Below are 19,087 nucleotides of genomic sequence, written 5' to 3' on the forward strand. Positions count from 1 at the left end.
CATAAACTTTTGGATTCCACACCAAAACTTCTGGATTGAAAGTACTTAATACCTCTATAGGTATACGCGAAACGTCAGATATACGAGGTAATCACAATAAAAAACACGATGCCTGTAAGAGACATCGTGTTTTTGTTTAGTGACAGCCACAACCGCCAGGAGAACATCCTTCTTGAGAGCCCGTAGTTCCTTTTAAAAGGTCTCCCCCTGTTGATTCAATGATCTCATCTGTCACTTTATTAGAGATTGTATGTGAAACCATCTGTAAGATATCATTCACATCACTTTGTGATTGTTTGAACTCTTGCACAACTGGAATGCTATCAAGCTCAGCCATCAGAGCATCGATCTTTTCTTCTACTTCTCTTGACGCTTCATGCTTTTGATAATGTTGAAGATTAACAGCTTGTTTTTGCAGATTCTTAATCTGTCCCATCAATCTAGCTACATTTGAATTCGTATTGATCTGAGCTTCTGCTTTTTTAAAAAAATCAACTTCATCAGTTGTTGCGATCATTTTTGCAAGTTCTTTTGCTTTTCCCAAGATCTCTTCTTTTGTATATGTGCTCATTAGCCTACCACCTCTGATTTTTCTTCTACCCATTCGCCGCCAAGATTCCATGTTTTAGCATCGGTAATCTGAACTTTCACAATTTCTCCTATTAAGTGCTTAGGAGCTTTAAAGTTTACTACTTTGTTGGAACCTGTGTGACCTGTTAGTACATCAGGATTCTTTTTACTTTCTCCCTCAACTAGCACTTCCACAACTTTACCAACATATGCTTTGTTCTTTTCTAAAGAGATATCATTCAGCATGGCGTTCAGCCTCTGTAGACGCTCTCGTTTCACTTCCATCGGAACATTATCTTGCATCTTTGCAGCTGGAGTGCCTTCACGAGGTGAATAGATAAACGTGTAAGCCGCATCATACTGCACTTCTTTAACGAGAGATAACGTCTCTTGGAACTGTTCTTCCGTCTCATTCGGAAATCCAACGATAATATCCGTAGTCAAGGCTACATTCGGCATCGCAGCTTTAATCTTGCTTACAAGTTCTAAATAATGTTCACGTGTATACTTACGGGCCATTAATTTGAGTACATCGCTGTTTCCGTGTTGAACTGGAAGATGCACATGATCTACGATGTTTCCACCTTTCGCGAGGACTTCGATCAATCGATCATCAAAATCTCGCGGATGACTTGTTGTAAAACGGAGTCTAGGAATATCGATCTTACGGATCTCATCCATTAGATCGCCTAGGCCATACTCTAGATCTTCAAAATCTTTGCCGTATGCATTCACGTTCTGGCCAAGTAATGTTACTTCCTTATAGCCTTCTCTCGCAAGCTGTCTTACTTCTTCTATGATATCTTGCGGATAACGGCTTCGCTCTTTTCCTCGCGTGTAAGGAACAATGCAATATGTACAGAACTTGTCGCAGCCGTACATAATGTTGACCCAGCCTTTAACGTTTCCTTTACGCTTTCTTGGAAGGTTCTCAACGATATCTCCTTCTTTAGACCAAACTTCCACTACCATCTCTTTTGAGAATAACGCGTTCTCAATAATTTGTGGCAGACGATGTATGTTATGAGTACCAAAGATCATATCAACTTGAGGATAAGTAGAAAGTATACGGTTAACGACTGACTCTTCTTGTGACATGCATCCGCAAACTCCTAGAAGAAGATTAGGATTGTTCGCTTTTGTATGTTTTAAATGTCCTAGTTCACCAAATACTTTGTTCTCTGCATTTTCCCGAATGGCACATGTGTTTAGAAGGATCACATCAGCATCATCCGTCGAATATGTGGTTTCATAACCCATCTCATTCAGAATTCCTGCCATAACTTCTGTATCATGCTCGTTCATCTGACATCCGTACGTACGTATATAAAACTTCTTGCCAACACCAATATTCTTTAAGTTTTCCGGAATCGAAAAATCTTTTAATATTTGTACTTGTTCTTTACCACGCTTTTTTGCGTCTTTTAAAGAAGGCGGTGCATACGTAGATTGAAAGTATTGTGAATAATCTCTTTCTTTTTCATTCGTCTTCACTTCTTTATTGTCTTTCGTAGTATCCAAGACATCTTCACTCCTTATTGCCATTACTGCAGGTAATCCGTTCAACATAAATCTAGTTTTTCATCCAACTGTAACATTATATCAAAAATTGGATTATAGTTAAACTTGTAATCGTTTTAGTTTACATAATAATATTATGGTTAATTAATTGTTCGGTTTGATCTGGTCCATTAAAAAAGTTGACTTTAAAAGTCATATTTTCCTTTTAAAGTCAACTTCACAAACAACTAAATGATATTTAATTCTTTTCCTGCTTTTTCAAATGCATCTAATGCAGCTTGAAGCTCCTCTTTCGTGTGCTGAGCAGTCACGATTGTACGAACACGTGCTTTTCCTTTTGCTACAGTTGGGAATGCGATCCCTTGAGCGAATACACCGTATTTTAATAAAGTATCCGATAGTTTGTGCGCTAGCGCGTCATCACCTACAAGTACTGGTGTGATAGGCGTCTCACTCACTCCTGTATTGAACCCTAGTTCTTTTAATCCAGCTTTAAAGAACTTCGTGTTCTCCCAAAGTCTTTCCATGTGTTCTGGCTCTTCTTCTAAAACGTCGATCGCGGCTGAACTAGCTGCGATGACTGCAGGCGGATGCGATGTGCTGAACAAGAACGGACGACCTTTATGAATCAGGTAGTCTCTTAACGTTTGCGTACTTGCTATATAACCACCAAGAACACCAATTGCTTTACTTAATGTTCCTACTTGAATATGAACTCGACCGTTCAAGTTAAAATGATCGATCGTACCGCGGCCATTCGTACCTAATACACCACTCGCGTGTGCGTCGTCTACCATTACGAGGGCATCATACTTCTCAGCGAGTTCTACGATTCCCGGAAGAGGTGCGATGTTACCATCCATAGAGAAAACCCCGTCTGTTACGACGATTCTTTTTCTAAATTCCTGTGTCTCTTTTAAAGCCGCTTCTAAATCTTCTAGATCAACGTGTTTGTAGATTCTTCTTTTCGCTTTCGTTAATCGGATTCCATCAATGATCGATGCATGGTTTAACTCATCTGAAATAACTACATCTTGATCTGTTAGAATAGCAGAAAGGATACCTTGGTTTGTAGAAAAACCAGATTGGAAAACAAGACACGCCTCTGTGTGCTTAAATTCAGCTAGTTTTTTTTCAAATTCTTCATGCATGGAAAGAGTTCCTGCAATGGTACGCACAGAACCAGTACCCACTCCGAATTCTTCAACAGCTTTTAGAGCTGCTTCCTTCATCTTAGGATGACTTGTAAGTCCTAAGTAGTTGTTGGAAGAGAGCTGGATCACTTCTTTTCCATTGATCACAACTTTAGATCCCTGCTCTGATTCTAGAGGTACGAGCTTCCTAAACGTACCTTCTTCTTTCATATGGTCCAATTCTTCTTGCAGGTATTCAAAACCTTTCATCACGATGTTTTGCCCCTTTCGAATTTAAGGAATAAGAACTACTTTTCCGCAGTTTCCTTTTATCATTAGATCAAAGCCTTCTTCAAACTTTTCAAGTGGAAGTGTATGAGTAATGATCGTTTCTGGATGCATGCTCCCTGACTGTAAAAGTCCTGAAACTTGTTGCCACGTTTCATACATTTTTCTTCCCGTAATTCCTTGAACAGTAACTCCTTTAAATACAACATCGTTCGTTAAGTCGATCTCAACAGGTTTAACAGGGAGACTTAGGATAGAAACACGACCGCCGTTTGTGATCATCTTGAATCCTTGATCGATCGCAACCGGATGACCGCTCATCTCGCAAACAACATCCACACCGTTACCATCCGTTAATTCCATTACTTTTTCAACGGGATCAATGGTTTTAGGGTTGATCACTTCTGTCGCACCTACTTTCTTGGCAAGATCTAAACGATAATCGTTAAGATCAATAGCGATTACCTGACTTGCACCTGCTGCTTTTGCAACGTTGACCGCCATGACACCGATCGGACCACATCCGATAACAGCTACTGTTTTACCCGCAACATCACCAGCTAACACAGTATGAACAGCATTCCCCATCGGCTCTTGAATCGATCCGTGTTCAAACGGCATCTTAAGATCATTTTTCCAAATGTTCTCTGATGGCATCGCTACATATTCTGCAAAACACCCTTGAGTATCAACACCGATGATCTTCGTGTTCTTGCAGATATGAAACTGTCCTTTTAGGCATTGTGGACAAGAATGACAAACTATATGTGTTTCAGCTGAAACGTGATCTCCAACAGAGACATTTGTAACAGCGCTTCCAACTTTTTCAACAACCCCTGAAAACTCATGTCCAAATACATATGGCGTTTTCACACGACTCTGTGACCATTCATCCCATGTGTAAATATGGACATCTGTTCCACAGATTGAAGTCGCTTTAACTTTGATTAAAACTTCACTCTCATTGATTTCAGGAATATCTACTGTTTCTAATCTAGCTCCATAACCCGCATGATGCTTAACTATTGCTTTCATTTTTCCTTGCACAGAAACACCCCTCACTTTGAACCTTAATAATCAATTCCATAAATAATTGTACATGGATTGAACATCAAGGTAAAGTGCTGTGTCCATACCACGCGGACATTCGCAGATTCCAAAAAAAATTAGCGGATTTTTTTTATTAAGAAAAAAGCCCCACTCCAAATTTTAGGAGAAGGGCTGTTTCTTACATGAATTCTGCCATCAATTGATTGAACTTTTCTTCAGGCAAGTTCAGATCAACTTTTGCAAGTGCTTCTTTGCTGTATCCGTGTGCAAGATCTTGATAAGAAGGTTTTACTTTATCTTGATAGATGATCCCTTTTACAAGACCTTTATTTTCCATTAGTGTCTGCATAGCCATCATACGGTTTGAAGAATCATAGTCTTCAATCGTGCTTAAAGATACGAGATGCTCTTTAAACCAATCGTATGTGTTCACTTTATTGTATGTCACACATGGGGAGAATACATTGATCAATGAGAAGCCTTTATGGTTGATTCCGGCTTCGATGATCGATGTTAACTCTTTTAAGTCCGTTGAAAAACTTTGAGCCACAAACGTAGCCCCAGCCGTTAAAGCCAGTTCCATAACTCCGATCGCTGACTCTACAGATCCTTCTGGTGTACTCTTCGTTTTAAAACCAACATCAGATCGTGGTGATGTTTGACCTTTTGTTAGACCATAGATTTGATTGTCCATAACAATATAAGTAATATCGATGTTTCGTCTGATCGCATGTACGGTGTGACCCATTCCGATCGCGAACCCGTCCCCATCACCACCTGAAGCAATAACAGTCAGATCACGGTTTGCCATCTTTACACCTTGCGCGATCGGCAACGAGCGACCATGGATCCCATGGAAACCATAAGATTTGATATATCCTGAAATACGTCCTGAACACCCAATTCCTGATACGACAGCAAGATCATCTGGTTCTAAACCTACATTTGCAGCTGCTCTTTGAATAGCCGCCTGTACAGAAAAATCTCCACATCCTGGACACCAGTTCGGTTTGATGCTGTTACGAAAATCTTTAAATGTAGCCATTTTAAACCAGCTCCTTGCATTTCATGACAACTTCTGATGGCAAGAAAGGATTCCCATCATATTTTAACAAGTTTTTAATCTTCTCATGCTGTCCAACATTCATTTTTAAAATGTTCGCCAACTGTCCTGTCGCGTTGTTCTCGACGACGATTACGTTCTTTGCTTTGTCGATCATCGATTTCATCTCATCGGCAGGGAACGGATGGATCAAACGAATGTGGGCATGATTGACTTTTAATCCATCTGCTTCTAAACGAGGGATCGCTTCTTCGATCACTCCTCTGGTTGAATTGAACCCAACTAAAAGAATATCAGCTTCTTCATGAGGAGCTTGTTTGACAACCGGTACGTTAAAACGAAGGTTTTGAAGTTTACGCAAACGCTTATCCATCTGCTTTTGACGGTTCGCTGCTACTTCTGAAGGCTTTCCTGTCTCATCATGCTCGACACCCGTTACATGGTGGATACCATTCTTCATACCTGGTATAACACGAGGAGAAATTCCGTCTTCAGTTACTTCATAACGCTTAAAGTACCCATCTTTATCATCTGTATCTGGAAGCTCTTCTTTTGGATTAAGTTTTCCACGACGAATTTCAACGCGGCTATAATCTAATGGTTCTACGGATTGCTTACCTAGAGAAAGTTGAAGATCAGTAAGTAAAATTACAGGAATCTGATATTCTTCTGCAATATTTAACGCCTCGACAGCGTCATAGAATGCTTCTTCAACCGTACTTGGTGCCATAACCACTTTTGGAATCTCACCATGAGTACCGTAGATCATCGCCATGAGATCAGATTGCTCTTGTTTTGTAGGTAGTCCCGTTGACGGACCTCCACGCTGTGTGTCTACAACGACTAACGGAACCTCTGTCATCCCAGACAGACCTAATGCTTCCATCATCAAGGATAGACCTGGTCCTGCTGAAGATGTAATCGTACGAACACCTGCATAGTTCGCTCCGATTGCCATCGTACAAGCTGCAATCTCATCTTCTGTTTGAATGACAGTTCCGCCAAACTCTGGCAGTTTTTTAATCAAGTATTCCATGATCTCAGATGCCGGTGTGATCGGATAAGCGGACATGAAACGTACGCCTCCTGCCACGAATCCTAAAGCGATCGCATCGTTTCCAATCATGAACATTCTCTTTTTGCCATCAGCTTTATTTAATTGGAATCCATCAATCTGGCCACCAGATAATTCATTGAAACGGTCTGCACCTTTTTGGATAGCTTCCATATTCTTTTCTACTACTTTTGCTCCTTTACGTGCAAAAATCTCTTCTACAACTTCTAAATAGCTTTCTACAGGAAGACCTAGAACAGCACTAGTCGCTCCGATCGCTACCATGTTTTTCATTAGAGATGTTCCTAGTTCACTTGCAATCTCTGTGAATGGCACCGAATATAATCTAACATTCAGGTCTTCTGGAACTGTAGGATTGAATTTTGAGTCTCCAATCACCACACCACCATCGCGAAGCTCATGTACATTCACATCGATCGTTTCTTGATCGAATGCTATTAAAATATCAAGATCATCAGAGATCGAACGGGTTTCACTCGTGCTTACACGAATCTTATTGTTGGTATGACCGCCTTTAATTCTGGAAGAAAAGTGTCGATAGCTATACAGATAGTAGCCTTGGCGGTTGAGTGCCATCGCAAAAATTTCACCTGTACTATCAATTCCTTCACCTTGCTGTCCGCCAACTTTCCAAGAAAGTTGATCAATCATGTACTCCACCCTTTCAGTAACCCAAACGTTAAATTTTTCAATCAATAGTTTGATTTAGTATGGTTTCATGTTGTGTTGAACGCGCATTATCACGTCTACTTAAATTATGTACTAAACGTCTACAATTCTAGACTTAACTTCATAAAAATGCAAGTATTCGCCTATCATTATTCAAACTATTACAAAAAATGTAAATAAATGAAAGCGCTTTAAAAAAGTTACTACTCTTTTACAATTCTAGATGTGTTTCCGCATTTCCTTCTCTTATTCTTCGCATACCTTCTAAAAAGAAAATATGTCTACAAAACTAAAAACCTGCTTACTCTTTTGATGAGCAAGCAGGTTTCACTTTAATTAGCGCGGTTCAACAATTAATTTAATGGCCGTTCGTTCTTCCCCATCGATTAAGATATCTGTAAATGCTGGAATACAAATGAGGTCAACTCCGCTCGGTGCTACGAAACCTCGTGCGATCGCTACTGCTTTAACAGCTTGGTTTAATGCACCTGCTCCGATTGCCTGAATTTCAGCGCCTCCACGTTCCCGGAGAACACCAGCAAGTGCACCAGCTACAGAGTTGGGGTTAGATTTTGCTGAAACTTTTAATATTTCCATTGTTTTGAACCTCCTTCAGGATAGATACCTGTTCTACTATATTCATTGATTTAGGCTTGTATTCCTGCCGAAACAAAATTGTGCATTCTCTCTCTTATTTGCTGATTTGTTAAAGCAGCTGCCCCTATGAATAAACCCCGATATTCTAGTACCCTTAACGAAGTTCTTTCAAACCAAAAAGTGGATTTTTATTAAAACTTTGATGAATTTTACAAGTAAATCGCTCTTTTATCAAAGAACGCCATTGATTGCTTTGATCACAAGCTTCACTCCACATATCTATACGAAATACCCCATAGAAAAAAGCGGTAGGACTGATCTCCCACCGCTTTGTGTGTTTTATTTTGCATATTCAACTGCTCGAGTCTCACGAATGACTGTCACTTTAATGTGTCCTGGATAATCCAGTTCACTTTCAATCTTTTTCGTAATATCACGTGCTAGTCGGTATGATGCTACATCATCAATCATATCCGGTTTAACCATGATACGTATCTCACGACCTGCTTGGATCGCAAAAGATTTTTCAACACCATCAAATGATTCCGAAATCTCTTCTAACTTTTCAAGTCTGCGGATATACGTTTCAAGTGTTTCACGGCGCGCTCCTGGTCTAGCAGCAGAAAGTGCATCTGCTGCTGCAACTAGAGTTGCAATGATTGAAGTTGCTTCAGTGTCTCCATGGTGAGACGCAATGCTGTTGATTACTACTGGGTGTTCTTTGTACTTCGTAGCAAGTTCAACACCAATATCTACGTGACTGCCTTCTACTTCATGATCAATCGCCTTACCGATGTCATGAAGCAATCCAGCTCGTCTTGCAAGATGAACGTCTTCTCCTACTTCAGCTGCCATTAAGCCAGCTAAGTAGGCCACTTCTGTTGAATGTTTCAGTACGTTCTGACCGTAGCTCGTACGATACTTCAAACGTCCAAGAATTTTAATCAAATCAGGATGAAGTCCGTGAACTCCAACTTCAAATGTTGTTTGTTCTCCTACTTCGCGGATATACTCATCCACTTCTCGACGTGATTTTTCAACCATCTCTTCAATTCGTGCAGGGTGAATTCTTCCATCCTGTACAAGCTTGTCCAAAGCCATACGTGCAATTTCACGGCGGATCGGGTCAAAACCAGACAGAATAACGGCTTCTGGAGTATCATCAATAATTAAATCAATTCCAGTTAACGTTTCTAACGTCCTAATGTTTCGTCCTTCACGTCCAATAATTCTTCCTTTCATTTCATCGTTAGGAAGGTTTACTACAGAAACTGTCGTTTCTGCTACGTGATCGGCTGCACAGCGTTGGATAGCTAGGGAAAGAATTTCTTTTGCTTTCTTGTCCGCTTCTTCTTTCGCACGGTTCTCCATCTCTTTTACCATCATCGCCAACTCATGTGTCATCTCGTTCTCAGTTTCAGTCATGATAATTTGGCGGGCTTCATCCCTGGTAATGCTGGAAATGCGCTCAAGCTCTCGCTGTTGTTCTTCTAGCAATTCCTCCACTTTGCTTTCAATCTCTTCAATTTGTCGCTGTTTTTTGGTGAGAGACTCCTCACGTCGCTCTAAAGATTCCTCTTTTTTGTCAAGAGTTTCACTTTTTCTGTCTAGGATCTCTTCTTTTTGAACCAATCGATGTTCTTGTTTTTGAAGCTCGTTTCGACGTTCGCGAATTTCGCGTTCAGCTTCGGTACGTAGCTTATGGATTTCATCTTTTGCTTCTAACAGCGCTTCTTTCTTGCTGGCGTCAGCATCGCGCTTTGCATCTTCAACAATTTGCGCAGCTGCTCGTTCTGCGCTTGAAATCTTCGCTTCAGCAATTGATTTCCTAACAAGATATCCGACAATAGCACCGACACCTAGTGAGACAAGCAAACTGGAGATGAATACTGCTAAACTTGGCATATTCCCACCTCCTCTTGCTTTCTGCTTTTCATACTGCATTTTTGGCGTCAATCGTCTTACATGTGCTGTGCACCATTCATGTCGTACAAATTCTATACATATCTTTTAATTTCATAAGAAATCAAAATATATCTTCATTTTATAGGTGTGCCTAAAGCTTGTCAAGAGAGTCAATCTTCTATAATAATTGCTTGACCTAAAAATAGCAAGGAGCATATTTTGCCTGCTAACTTAGCGATTTTTGAGTGAACTTGCAAGCGATGAGTCTGTTCTTTTTTACGAATAAACAAATTGGCGAAAGAAGAACAAAACACTTAAAAAGAACAATGAAATAGAAAAAAGACCGGTCGCATCTGACCAGTCTTCCCGATTGCTATTCTGTTAACTCAAACTCTTCTTCTAAGGAAGGAGCTTCCACTTCAGCCGTCGCTTTCCCTTCTAGCTGATAATAATTGCGGATCTCAGCTACGATTGCTGATGCAATCTCAGGGTTTTCTTTTAGGAATTGCTTAGAGTTCTCACGTCCTTGACCTAAACGTTCTCCTTCGTAAGAATACCAAGCACCACTCTTTTGAACGATGTCAATGTCCGAACCGATATCGAGAATCTCTCCTTGATACGAGATCCCTTCTCCGTACATGATATCTACTTCAGCCGTTCTAAACGGAGGAGCCACTTTATTTTTTACAACTTTAATCTTTGTTTTGTTACCAACAACATCCTGTCCTTGTTTCAGCTGTTCAGCACGACGTACTTCCAGACGAACAGAGGAGTAGAATTTTAGAGCTCTTCCTCCTGGAGTTGTTTCAGGGTTTCCGAACATAACGCCAACTTTTTCACGAATTTGGTTGATGAATACCGCTATGGTTTTCGATTTATTAATGGCACCTGAAAGTTTACGAAGTGCTTGTGACATCAGACGAGCTTGAAGGCCAACGTGAGAGTCACCCATTTCTCCTTCGATCTCAGCTTTAGGAACAAGCGCAGCAACGGAGTCGATAATTAGGATATCAACTGCTCCACTTCTTACAAGAGCTTCAGCGATCTCTAGCGCTTGTTCACCTGTATCAGGCTGAGACAATAAGAGTTCATCAATGTTAACGCCTAGCTTTTGAGCATATTCAGGGTCAAGCGCATGCTCTGCATCAATGAACGCCGCTTGTCCACCATTACGTTGTACTTCTGCAATGGCATGAAGTGCAACAGTGGTTTTACCTGATGATTCAGGACCGTATACTTCGATAATTCTTCCACGAGGGTAACCACCAATTCCAAGTGCGATGTCCAAAGTGATCGATCCGCTGGAAACTGTCGAGATTCGCTGTTCTGTTTGCTCACCCAATTTCATGATGGAACCTTTTCCGAACTGCTTTTCAATTTGGCGTAGAGCCATATCTAGAGCTGCTTTTCTATCGCTCATTCAATTCACTCCTCAAATTCATTTTGCATGTATTTTTGTTTCATTAATTCTGTAACTTGCTACTTCTCTATCATATCTCTTTTTTATAGATTTGCCAATCATTTTACGAACATTTATTCGATTTTTTTATTGTCCTTCTTTGACCAATTGATTTATATACCGAAATCCATGCTTAACTGTTCTTTCACGAATCGCCTTTCTTGTGCCTGCAAGTTTTAATGAGTAGGAATGTGTTTGTTCGTGCATCGATATTCCGATGAACACTGTACCTGCTGGCTTGTCTTCTTGTGCATCAGGACCCGCAACACCTGTAAAGCTGATACCGATATCTACCTCTGTCTGTCTTCTAATTTCTTCTGCCATCCACTCTGCGCATTGTGAACTTACAACACCATGTTCTGCGATTAAAGCAGGAGGTACTTTAAGCATTGATTGTTTCATTGCGTTCGAATAAACGACGGCTCCTCCTTGAAAAACGGAAGATGCACCCGGAAAATCAGTGATGATCTTGCTGAAGAGTCCGCCCGTCAAACTCTCGGCTGAAGCGATCGTCAGCTCATTATTTCGTAGGAGATCGAATGACTGTTTCTCAAGCGTTTCGTCATCATATCCGTAAAAATGGGAACCTGTACGACTTAATACTTCTTGTTCCACTTCATCTAACAATCTTTTTGCCTCAGTTTCTGAAGGGTGAGCTGCAGTCAGCCGAATCGTAACTTCATGTTCAGATGCTAATGGCGCGATCGTAGGGTTACTTTGTTTCTCGATTAGATCCTGAAGCTTGGTTTCTAAGACTGATTCACCAATCCCAAAAAATCTTAATACTCTCGAATGAAACTTAGTCTGAACATCCATCTTAGAATAAAGATAAGGAATAACATAATTGTTAAACATCGGTCTCATCTCGCTAGGTGGTCCAGGTAGGAGTATACATGTGATGTTATCATGAGTAAACGCCATTCCAGGTGCCATTCCATTATCGTTCGGCAGTACGGTAGACCCTTCTATAATAAGAGCTTGCTTCTTATTGTTCGGTGTCATCTCTCGATTGGTCTGAACGAAATAATTGGTTATATAGTGAAGAGCAGCTTCATCATGGACCAATTCCTTTTGAAATAGTTTTGCGATCGTTTCTTTCGTGAGATCGTCTTTCGTTGGTCCTAGACCTCCTGTAAAGATGATCAAATTAGATCGTGACCTAGCTGTTTCAATAACGGCCGAGAGACGGTTTTGGTTATCACCTGCTACTGAGTGATAAAAAACGTTCACTCCGATGTCAGCAAGCCCCTTAGAAATAAACTGAGCATTCGTATTTGCGATTTGTCCTAATAAAAGTTCACTGCCAACTGCTATGATCTCTGCATTCAACTTGTACACGCTCCTTGATTGTATTCTCTCAATTCATATCATTCAAACTTATAGATTCTAAAAATGGCTTTCATTTCTTTCCGTTTTCTGCGTTTTCTCTTACAGCTAATAAAAAAACAGGAGTTTTCTGCTCCTGTTTTTTCTTCATTCTTGATTACTTTGATTTTAATAAAATATGTTTGCTGTTCACGAAATACTCCCAGCCAGAATATAAGGTAATCAGTGTTGCTGCCCAAAGACTGATCGTTGCAAATGGTAATCCGATCCATGCGAATGGAAGATTATGAAGCAATAGAGCTGAAATCGCAATAATTTGAATCCACATCTTTAGCTTACCCATCTGTCCTGCTGCAATGACCTCGCCTTCTGCAGAAGCAACAGCACGAATTCCTGTAACAGCGAACTCACGGCTTAGAATAACAATAACCATCCATGCAGGTGCAGCTCCAAGTTCAACTAACCCTACAAGTGCTGCTGAAACAAGCAGCTTATCTGCTAGTGGGTCCAAAAATTTGCCTAGATTCGTAACTAAGTTATATTTGCGAGCATAATAGCCGTCGACCCAATCTGTACTTGATGCAAAGATAAAGATCAGTGCAGCTACAAAATGAGTGACAGGCAGTTCTTCACCCGCTATCTTCCATACTCCCCAATCAAAATCGCCTAAAAGAACGATCATGAAGAGAGGGATCAAAAAAATCCTAGAAATAGTAATCTTATTAGGTAAGTTCAATGCAATTCCTCCAAAATACGGTCAAGATCAGTTTGTTTTAACTATTGTTGAGCCTTACGAATCACGATTTTCTGATGGATCAGTTCAGTTGCTGGAACAGGATATGTGAATGCTTCCCCATTAATTTTAATAGATGTTACATGAGATGCGCCAATATTTAGTGTTACCTCTTTGGCAGAAGAAAGGTCGAAAGTTTCCGTCTGACCCTCTTTCATCTGGTTATCAAAATAACTTTTCTTCGTTTCATCTTGAATCCCTACATAACTTGGACCTTTTGCACTCAGTTCCACAACTAGTTCTTCTGAATCTTTCAATTCATAAGTTGTTACTTTACCGACTGTTTCAAGTTTCGTTAACGTTTGTTGTTTCTCTTCTTCTTTTGGAGCTTCCGATTTTTCATCCTTTTCTTCAGCTACATCTTCTTTTTCTTTCTTTGGTGCTTCTTTTTTCTGTGGTTTGTTTTCATCAGCATCCAATAGAACACCTGGTGCATCATTGCCGCTTTTCGCTTGATCATTCCCATCAGGAAGGAGCTTCCATACAATGAAGAGAACAACCACGATCAAAACTCCGATAAGTATGATCGGTACCAACCTCTTTAAAAGAGAATGATCATCTGATACACCGGAACGCTCTCTTTTTGAACGCGGTTCAAACTCTGTGGTTGGTTCTTTTGCCGATTTTGGTATCTCATGAGCATACTCATCAAAGATGGTCTCATAATGCAACCCTACAGCTTCACAATAATTTTTAATGAACGCTCTAGCATAAAACGACCCAGGAAGTACTTCATACTTTCCTTCTTCAATGGCTACCAGATATCTTTTTTGAATCTTAGTTGCTGTTTGAAGTTCTTCGAGTGACATTCCTTTTTCTTCACGTTTTTCTTTTAATAACTTACCGAGTTCTGTCAACCTTCCCACCTACTTACGTCATTCTAAATTTCCGAATCCTGTTTGATCTTGTTTCAGAGCTTCATATGTAATTTCTTCATCACGATGACTCTTTAGCTCGATAATATAGTCAAAATCATCAAGTGTATATTCCGTTTGCTGAACAAAAAGATCAGGATGTTCCACAACTTTCGCTGCAGGAAGCCTCATGATCTCTCGTATGAGCTGCCAATGCTTATCGTTCATATTACGTGCTGAAACGGCACCATCAATAATAAAAACGTGGTCAGAGTCGTATTCGTCATCCGCAAGCATGCTTCTAACAGTCTGACGCAACAACGTGGATGATATAAAGACCCAACGTTTATTCGCACACACACTGGAAGCTACGATACTTTCCGTTTTTCCAACACGTGGCATGCCTCTAACGCCGATTAATTTATGTCCTTCAACTTTATATAATTCAGCTAAAAAGTCAACTAATATACCAAGTTCATCTCTTATAAAACGAAACGTTTTCTTATCGTCTGCATCACGTTCAATATATCTGCCGTGTCTAACAGCTAGACGATCACGCAGCTTCGGTTTTCGAAACTTGGTTACTGTAATGTTGTCCATTGAATCTAAGATCGATTGAAGCCGATTGATCTTTTCTTCGTTATCAATGATCAGAAGCATTCCACGGCGCTCGTTATCAACACCGTTAATCGTGACGATATTAATTCCAAGCATACCTAACAAGGAAGATATATCCCCTAGGAGACCCGGCCGGTTTTTATGTATCTCATACTCTAAATACCATTCTTGCTCTCCCATAATTCATCTCCTTATTCTTTCAAAATGAAACAAAATTCTACATCTATTCTTGTTTCTAATAATAAATGATTTCAATTTATTATGAAAGCAAAATAAAAGGATGTTAAGAAAAAATTCTTAACATCCTTCACCATTTAGCGGCTTCCGTCGTTTTGAACTAGCTTGACCATCATGTTAGCGATGGCGTGTCTTTCGTTTTCATCGGCCACTTTCCAAAGATCGGCAAGAACTTTTTCTTCCTCGTTTTTTGGCTCAACGTGGTTCGCTAAGTAGCCACCGATCTCAGTTGCTAAGTTCGAAATCGTGTCGTGGTTCATACCTTCGTGTTCCGCGTGATTTAAACGCTCTGCCAAGAAATCTTTCCATTGACCAAAGTTGTCTAATACAGACATGCTGTCTCCTCCTTCAAGGTTGATACAGCATTAATATCTCTTAGTTTCACCCTTTTTATACATTTTTTTTAAGTAAACCATGATCCGTTTATCGAAAGGATATGACCAGAGATATAGTCTGCTTTTTCGCTCATTAAAAATTCGACGGCATGAGCAACTTCACGAGGCTCTCCAAAGCGACCGGCAGGTATATCATCCGCCAATGACCGCTTCTCCTCATCTGTAAATTGGTCCATCATGGGAGTGGATATCACTCCGGGAGAGATACCGTTCACTTGTATTTGACTCGGCGCTAATTCTTTTGAGAGTGCTTTAACAAACGTATTCATTCCACCTTTTGCAGCTGAATAGACCGTTTCACATGCAGCCCCTACTTCTCCCCAAACAGAAGAAATCATGATGATCTTTCCAGATTTTCTTTGAATCATGTTCGGCACTATCATTTTTGACAGTGAGATCGCACTTAAAAGATTCAACTGCATCGTCTCTGTTATAGATTCTTCAGTAAAATCTGTAAGAAGGCCAAAATGAGCAGAACCAGAATTATATACGAATACATCTAAGGTTTCCTGAATTTGATTCCATAGAACAGCTGATCCTCCTGCTTTAGACAGGTCTGCACTGACAATGGAAACAGGTACTCCATATTTTTCCTTCAGTTCGTTCTGAAGTGATGCTGCAGCGGATAGATTACTGTTGTAATGAAGAAACAAACGAAAGCCTTTTGATGCTAACAAATGACTGATCTCGCTTCCGATCGCTCCGGATGCTCCTGTGACAAGCGCATTTTTCACTGTTAATCCCTCATTGCTCTAAAAAAACACCCTACCTCAGCAGGATGTTTTTTTCATTTATTATGACTTCTTTTTCTGTACTTGGCAAACAGTCATCGCTTCTTTTTTAAAGTGGTTCTGTAAGACTTCTTTAACATCACGCACTGTAAGTGATTCGAAAACCGGAATCACATCAAAGAGGTCCATTTCATTGAACGCATAACGAGTGAACTGATTGGCGATAAATTCGGGAGAGTTCAATGATCGTAAAAAAGCACCGATCTTCTTTTTTCGAGCACGCTCAAATGAATCTTCATCGATCGACTGTTGTTTAAAGGCTTCTACCATCCCAGAGATTCTTTCAACAAATTCATCTGGAGACCCAGTATCTCCCCCAAGCATGCTGAATCCAAAGCCATTCTCTTCTGTGTAATCAAAAGAGAAGGTCTGGTCGATCAACCCTTCTTCATATAAAGATTCATAATTCGGAGAGCTTTTTCCGAACATCATCTCCAAAAGAAGATTTACACTGAGTTCATGTTTCATTAAGTCTTTGCCTTGGCGATTAGGGGTAGCTTCTTTATACCCCATATAACACTTTGGAGTCTGCACGGTCATCTCGATCACTTTCTTTGTTTTTGCGACCGTTTTTGGCTCTTCGTCAAAGAAACGTTCGATGTGTTCTTTTTCTTTAAACGTTTTTTGTGATTGATTATCTTTTACGAAATTTAAAATATCTTCTGCATCTACCGGACCCACAATAAAAAGAATCATGTTGCTAGGGTGATAAAACGTTTCATAACATTCATATAAATCATCTTTCGTAATCTTAGCGATGGATTTTTCAGTTCCAGCGATATCGATCTTTACCGGGTGGTGGTGGTACATATTCTCGATCAGGCCAAAATAAACGCGCCAATCTGGATTGTCATCGTACATTCTGATCTCTTGACCGATGATTCCTTTTTCCTTCTCGACTGTCTTTTCTGTAAAATATGGTTCTTGTACGAAGTCGATCAAAGTCGTCAAGTTCTTTTTCACATCGCCCGTTGTTGAAAACAGATAAGCGGTTCTGTTAAATGTCGTGAATGCGTTAGCAGAAGCACCTTGTTTACTAAAATCTTGAAAGACGTCTCCGTGCTCTTTTTCAAAAAGTTTGTGCTCCAGAAAATGTGCGATTCCATCAGGAACCTTTACATTTTCATCTTTACCTAATGGTTTAAAATGATTATCTACTGATCCATAATGCGTCGTAAACGTAGCATACGTCTTATTGAATCCTTTCTTTTCAAGTACATATACCTTCAAACCGTTCGGCAGTTCATCATAATGCAGCGTTTCGTCTAATTGATCAAACGTTTTCATTCCCATTCGTGCCAGCTCCCTTCAAGAAGAAAATGGTATCAAGTGTTACTTTTTTAGCTACTGCAACCACATCATCTTTTGTTACTTTTTTTATTCCTTCCATCCACTCTTCAATGGATCGATCCGTACCAGCAACAACATTGTGATACAGCACTTCTGATAGACCGATCGGGTGATCAATCGTCTCTAACACTTGGTTGTTGATCATCGCTTTCGTCTGTTCAAATTCAGATTCTGTGATATTACCCTTTTTCATTTCCTCATGCTGTTCTTTAATAATTTTTACAGCCTTTTCGTAGTTGGCCGTTTCAATTCCACTCATAACAAAAACAGCACCTTTATGGCTCTCAAACCGAGAAGCTGCATAATAAGCCAAACTTTCTTTTTCACGAACGTTCATGAACAACTTAGAATGAGAAAACCCACCGAAAATACCGTTAAACACTTGTAGAGCGAAATAATCATCGTCTGCATAGGTGGTATACGTGCGATAACCCATGTGTAACTTTCCTTGTTGAACATCCTGCTCTTCAAAGATTTCCTTAACCTCAGAAATCCTCTTTTCATCTGCAGCATTCACCGCGTTAGCCTCATCTTCTTTTCTATCTTTCGAAAAACGAAAATGCTTACTAACCTTGTCAACCATCTCATCCGTTGATATATCACCGATCACATAAAGATCGATCTTATCGTTTTTAATCACTTCCTGATAATAATCAAACAGTTCTTTGGATGAGATCGAATCTACTTCATCACCGTTACCATAGACATTTAAACGATAAGGTTCAGAGTCGTACATCTCTTCTAAAAGCCGTTTATTGGCATAACGCATCTTGTCATCATAGATCGATTCGATCTGTTGTTTCAGACTGCGTTTCTCTTTTTTAACGATTCCTTCTTTAAATACGTCTCCTTCTAGAGCTGGTGCTAAAAGAACTTGAGATAACAAATGGAAAGCTTTATCAAGAACATGTTCTGAATTGGATAAGAATTTCTCATTTGCTACTTCCATTCGAATACTGATCACTTGATTCTCGCCTTTTTTTGAAAGATCAGCATTTAATGTAGCTCCATAAAGATCATCCAAAGCACTTCGAAGTTCTTTTGAAGAAGGAAAATCTTTAGTGCCGCTCTGTAAGACATAAGCAAGTAAAGCTCTCTTTGTTACGTTCTTTTCGTTGATCGGTTCTTTAACCTGAAGTATGAACGATGTGGTCTTATACTTTTTTGTTTCAATCGTATGTACAGTCATGCCGTGGAGATTGGTTTTTTTATGATTAACAATTCCCATTGAGTAAGTACCCCTTTCATTATGTCTACATCCTAGTTTACCCATTTTCGATACCTGACATGACATTCCTCCCTATAAAACAAAAAAAGTCCACCGAATGGCGGACTTTTTTATTATATGTTATATAAAGATGTTTTTGAAAGTAGTTGATCTTCGTTTTTAGGG

The 19,087-nt window shown here is 39.9% G+C and carries 17 protein-coding genes; all 17 read right to left on the bottom strand.

Annotation, left to right across the window (positions count from 1 at the left end):
* Positions 1–136: 136 nt before the first annotated feature.
* Entirely contained in the window at positions 137–571 is a 435-nt protein-coding gene (locus ACFS5O_RS15065; protein WP_066393841.1) for a YlbF/YmcA family competence regulator, read from the bottom strand.
* A complete protein-coding gene (gene miaB / locus ACFS5O_RS15070; RefSeq protein ID WP_379839350.1) occupies positions 571–2,091 on the bottom strand; it encodes a tRNA (N6-isopentenyl adenosine(37)-C2)-methylthiotransferase MiaB in 1,521 nt (506 codons plus the stop codon). The genes ACFS5O_RS15065 and miaB overlap by 1 nt, the downstream gene beginning before the upstream one ends.
* Before the next feature lie 227 nt (positions 2,092–2,318).
* Complete coding sequence (locus ACFS5O_RS15075) at positions 2,319–3,494, bottom strand: glycine C-acetyltransferase (protein WP_205727263.1); 1,176 nt, start codon at positions 3,492–3,494, stop codon at positions 2,319–2,321.
* A gap of 24 nt (positions 3,495–3,518) precedes the next feature.
* Positions 3,519–4,559 carry an L-threonine 3-dehydrogenase gene (tdh, locus tag ACFS5O_RS15080; RefSeq protein ID WP_318300206.1) on the bottom strand — a complete coding sequence of 347 codons (1,041 nt, stop codon included), beginning with the start codon at positions 4,557–4,559 and terminating at the stop codon, positions 3,519–3,521.
* A gap of 181 nt (positions 4,560–4,740) precedes the next feature.
* Positions 4,741–5,607, bottom strand: a complete 867-nt coding sequence (locus tag ACFS5O_RS15085) for a 2-oxoacid:ferredoxin oxidoreductase subunit beta (protein WP_198767093.1) — start codon at positions 5,605–5,607, stop codon at positions 4,741–4,743.
* Position 5,608: 1 nt separating this feature from the next.
* Positions 5,609–7,351, bottom strand: coding sequence for a 2-oxoacid:acceptor oxidoreductase subunit alpha (locus ACFS5O_RS15090; protein WP_205726155.1), 1,743 nt, complete (start codon positions 7,349–7,351; stop codon positions 5,609–5,611).
* A 354-nt stretch (positions 7,352–7,705) separates the two neighbouring features.
* Positions 7,706–7,966 carry a stage V sporulation protein SpoVS gene (spoVS, locus tag ACFS5O_RS15095; RefSeq protein ID WP_010193268.1) on the bottom strand — a complete coding sequence of 87 codons (261 nt, stop codon included), beginning with the start codon at positions 7,964–7,966 and terminating at the stop codon, positions 7,706–7,708.
* Between the two features lie 339 nt (positions 7,967–8,305).
* A complete protein-coding gene (gene rny, locus ACFS5O_RS15100) occupies positions 8,306–9,871 on the bottom strand; it encodes a ribonuclease Y (RefSeq protein ID WP_066393834.1) in 1,566 nt (521 codons plus the stop codon).
* Between the two features lie 373 nt (positions 9,872–10,244).
* A complete protein-coding gene (gene recA / locus ACFS5O_RS15105; RefSeq protein ID WP_198767091.1) occupies positions 10,245–11,291 on the bottom strand; it encodes a recombinase RecA in 1,047 nt (348 codons plus the stop codon).
* A 126-nt stretch (positions 11,292–11,417) separates the two neighbouring features.
* Positions 11,418–12,659, bottom strand: coding sequence for a competence/damage-inducible protein A (locus tag ACFS5O_RS15110; protein ID WP_205726154.1), 1,242 nt, complete (start codon positions 12,657–12,659; stop codon positions 11,418–11,420).
* Between the two features lie 154 nt (positions 12,660–12,813).
* Positions 12,814–13,392, bottom strand: a complete 579-nt coding sequence (gene pgsA, locus ACFS5O_RS15115; protein ID WP_066393829.1) for a CDP-diacylglycerol--glycerol-3-phosphate 3-phosphatidyltransferase — start codon at positions 13,390–13,392, stop codon at positions 12,814–12,816.
* A gap of 41 nt (positions 13,393–13,433) precedes the next feature.
* Positions 13,434–14,306 carry a helix-turn-helix domain-containing protein gene (locus ACFS5O_RS15120; protein ID WP_205726153.1) on the bottom strand — a complete coding sequence of 291 codons (873 nt, stop codon included), beginning with the start codon at positions 14,304–14,306 and terminating at the stop codon, positions 13,434–13,436.
* Between the two features lie 18 nt (positions 14,307–14,324).
* Positions 14,325–15,101 (bottom strand): DUF3388 domain-containing protein, encoded by a 777-nt coding sequence (locus tag ACFS5O_RS15125; RefSeq protein WP_066393823.1) that lies wholly within the window; start codon positions 15,099–15,101, stop codon positions 14,325–14,327.
* A 134-nt stretch (positions 15,102–15,235) separates the two neighbouring features.
* A complete protein-coding gene (locus ACFS5O_RS15130; protein WP_066393818.1) occupies positions 15,236–15,493 on the bottom strand; it encodes a DUF3243 domain-containing protein in 258 nt (85 codons plus the stop codon).
* Positions 15,494–15,561: 68 nt separating this feature from the next.
* Positions 15,562–16,287 (bottom strand): elongation factor P 5-aminopentanone reductase, encoded by a 726-nt coding sequence (ymfI, locus tag ACFS5O_RS15135; protein WP_205726152.1) that lies wholly within the window; start codon positions 16,285–16,287, stop codon positions 15,562–15,564.
* 60 nt (positions 16,288–16,347) lie between these two features.
* Entirely contained in the window at positions 16,348–17,637 is a 1,290-nt protein-coding gene (gene yfmH / locus ACFS5O_RS15140) for an EF-P 5-aminopentanol modification-associated protein YfmH (protein WP_205726151.1), read from the bottom strand.
* Positions 17,618–18,916, bottom strand: coding sequence for an EF-P 5-aminopentanol modification-associated protein YfmF (gene yfmF / locus ACFS5O_RS15145; RefSeq protein ID WP_205727261.1), 1,299 nt, complete (start codon positions 18,914–18,916; stop codon positions 17,618–17,620). The genes yfmH and yfmF overlap by 20 nt, the downstream gene beginning before the upstream one ends.
* Between the last annotated feature and the right edge of the window lie 171 nt (positions 18,917–19,087).

It is taken from the genome of Fictibacillus nanhaiensis (assembly GCF_042686385.1).
Taxonomy (GTDB): Bacteria; Bacillota; Bacilli; order Bacillales; family Fictibacillaceae; genus Fictibacillus; species Fictibacillus nanhaiensis.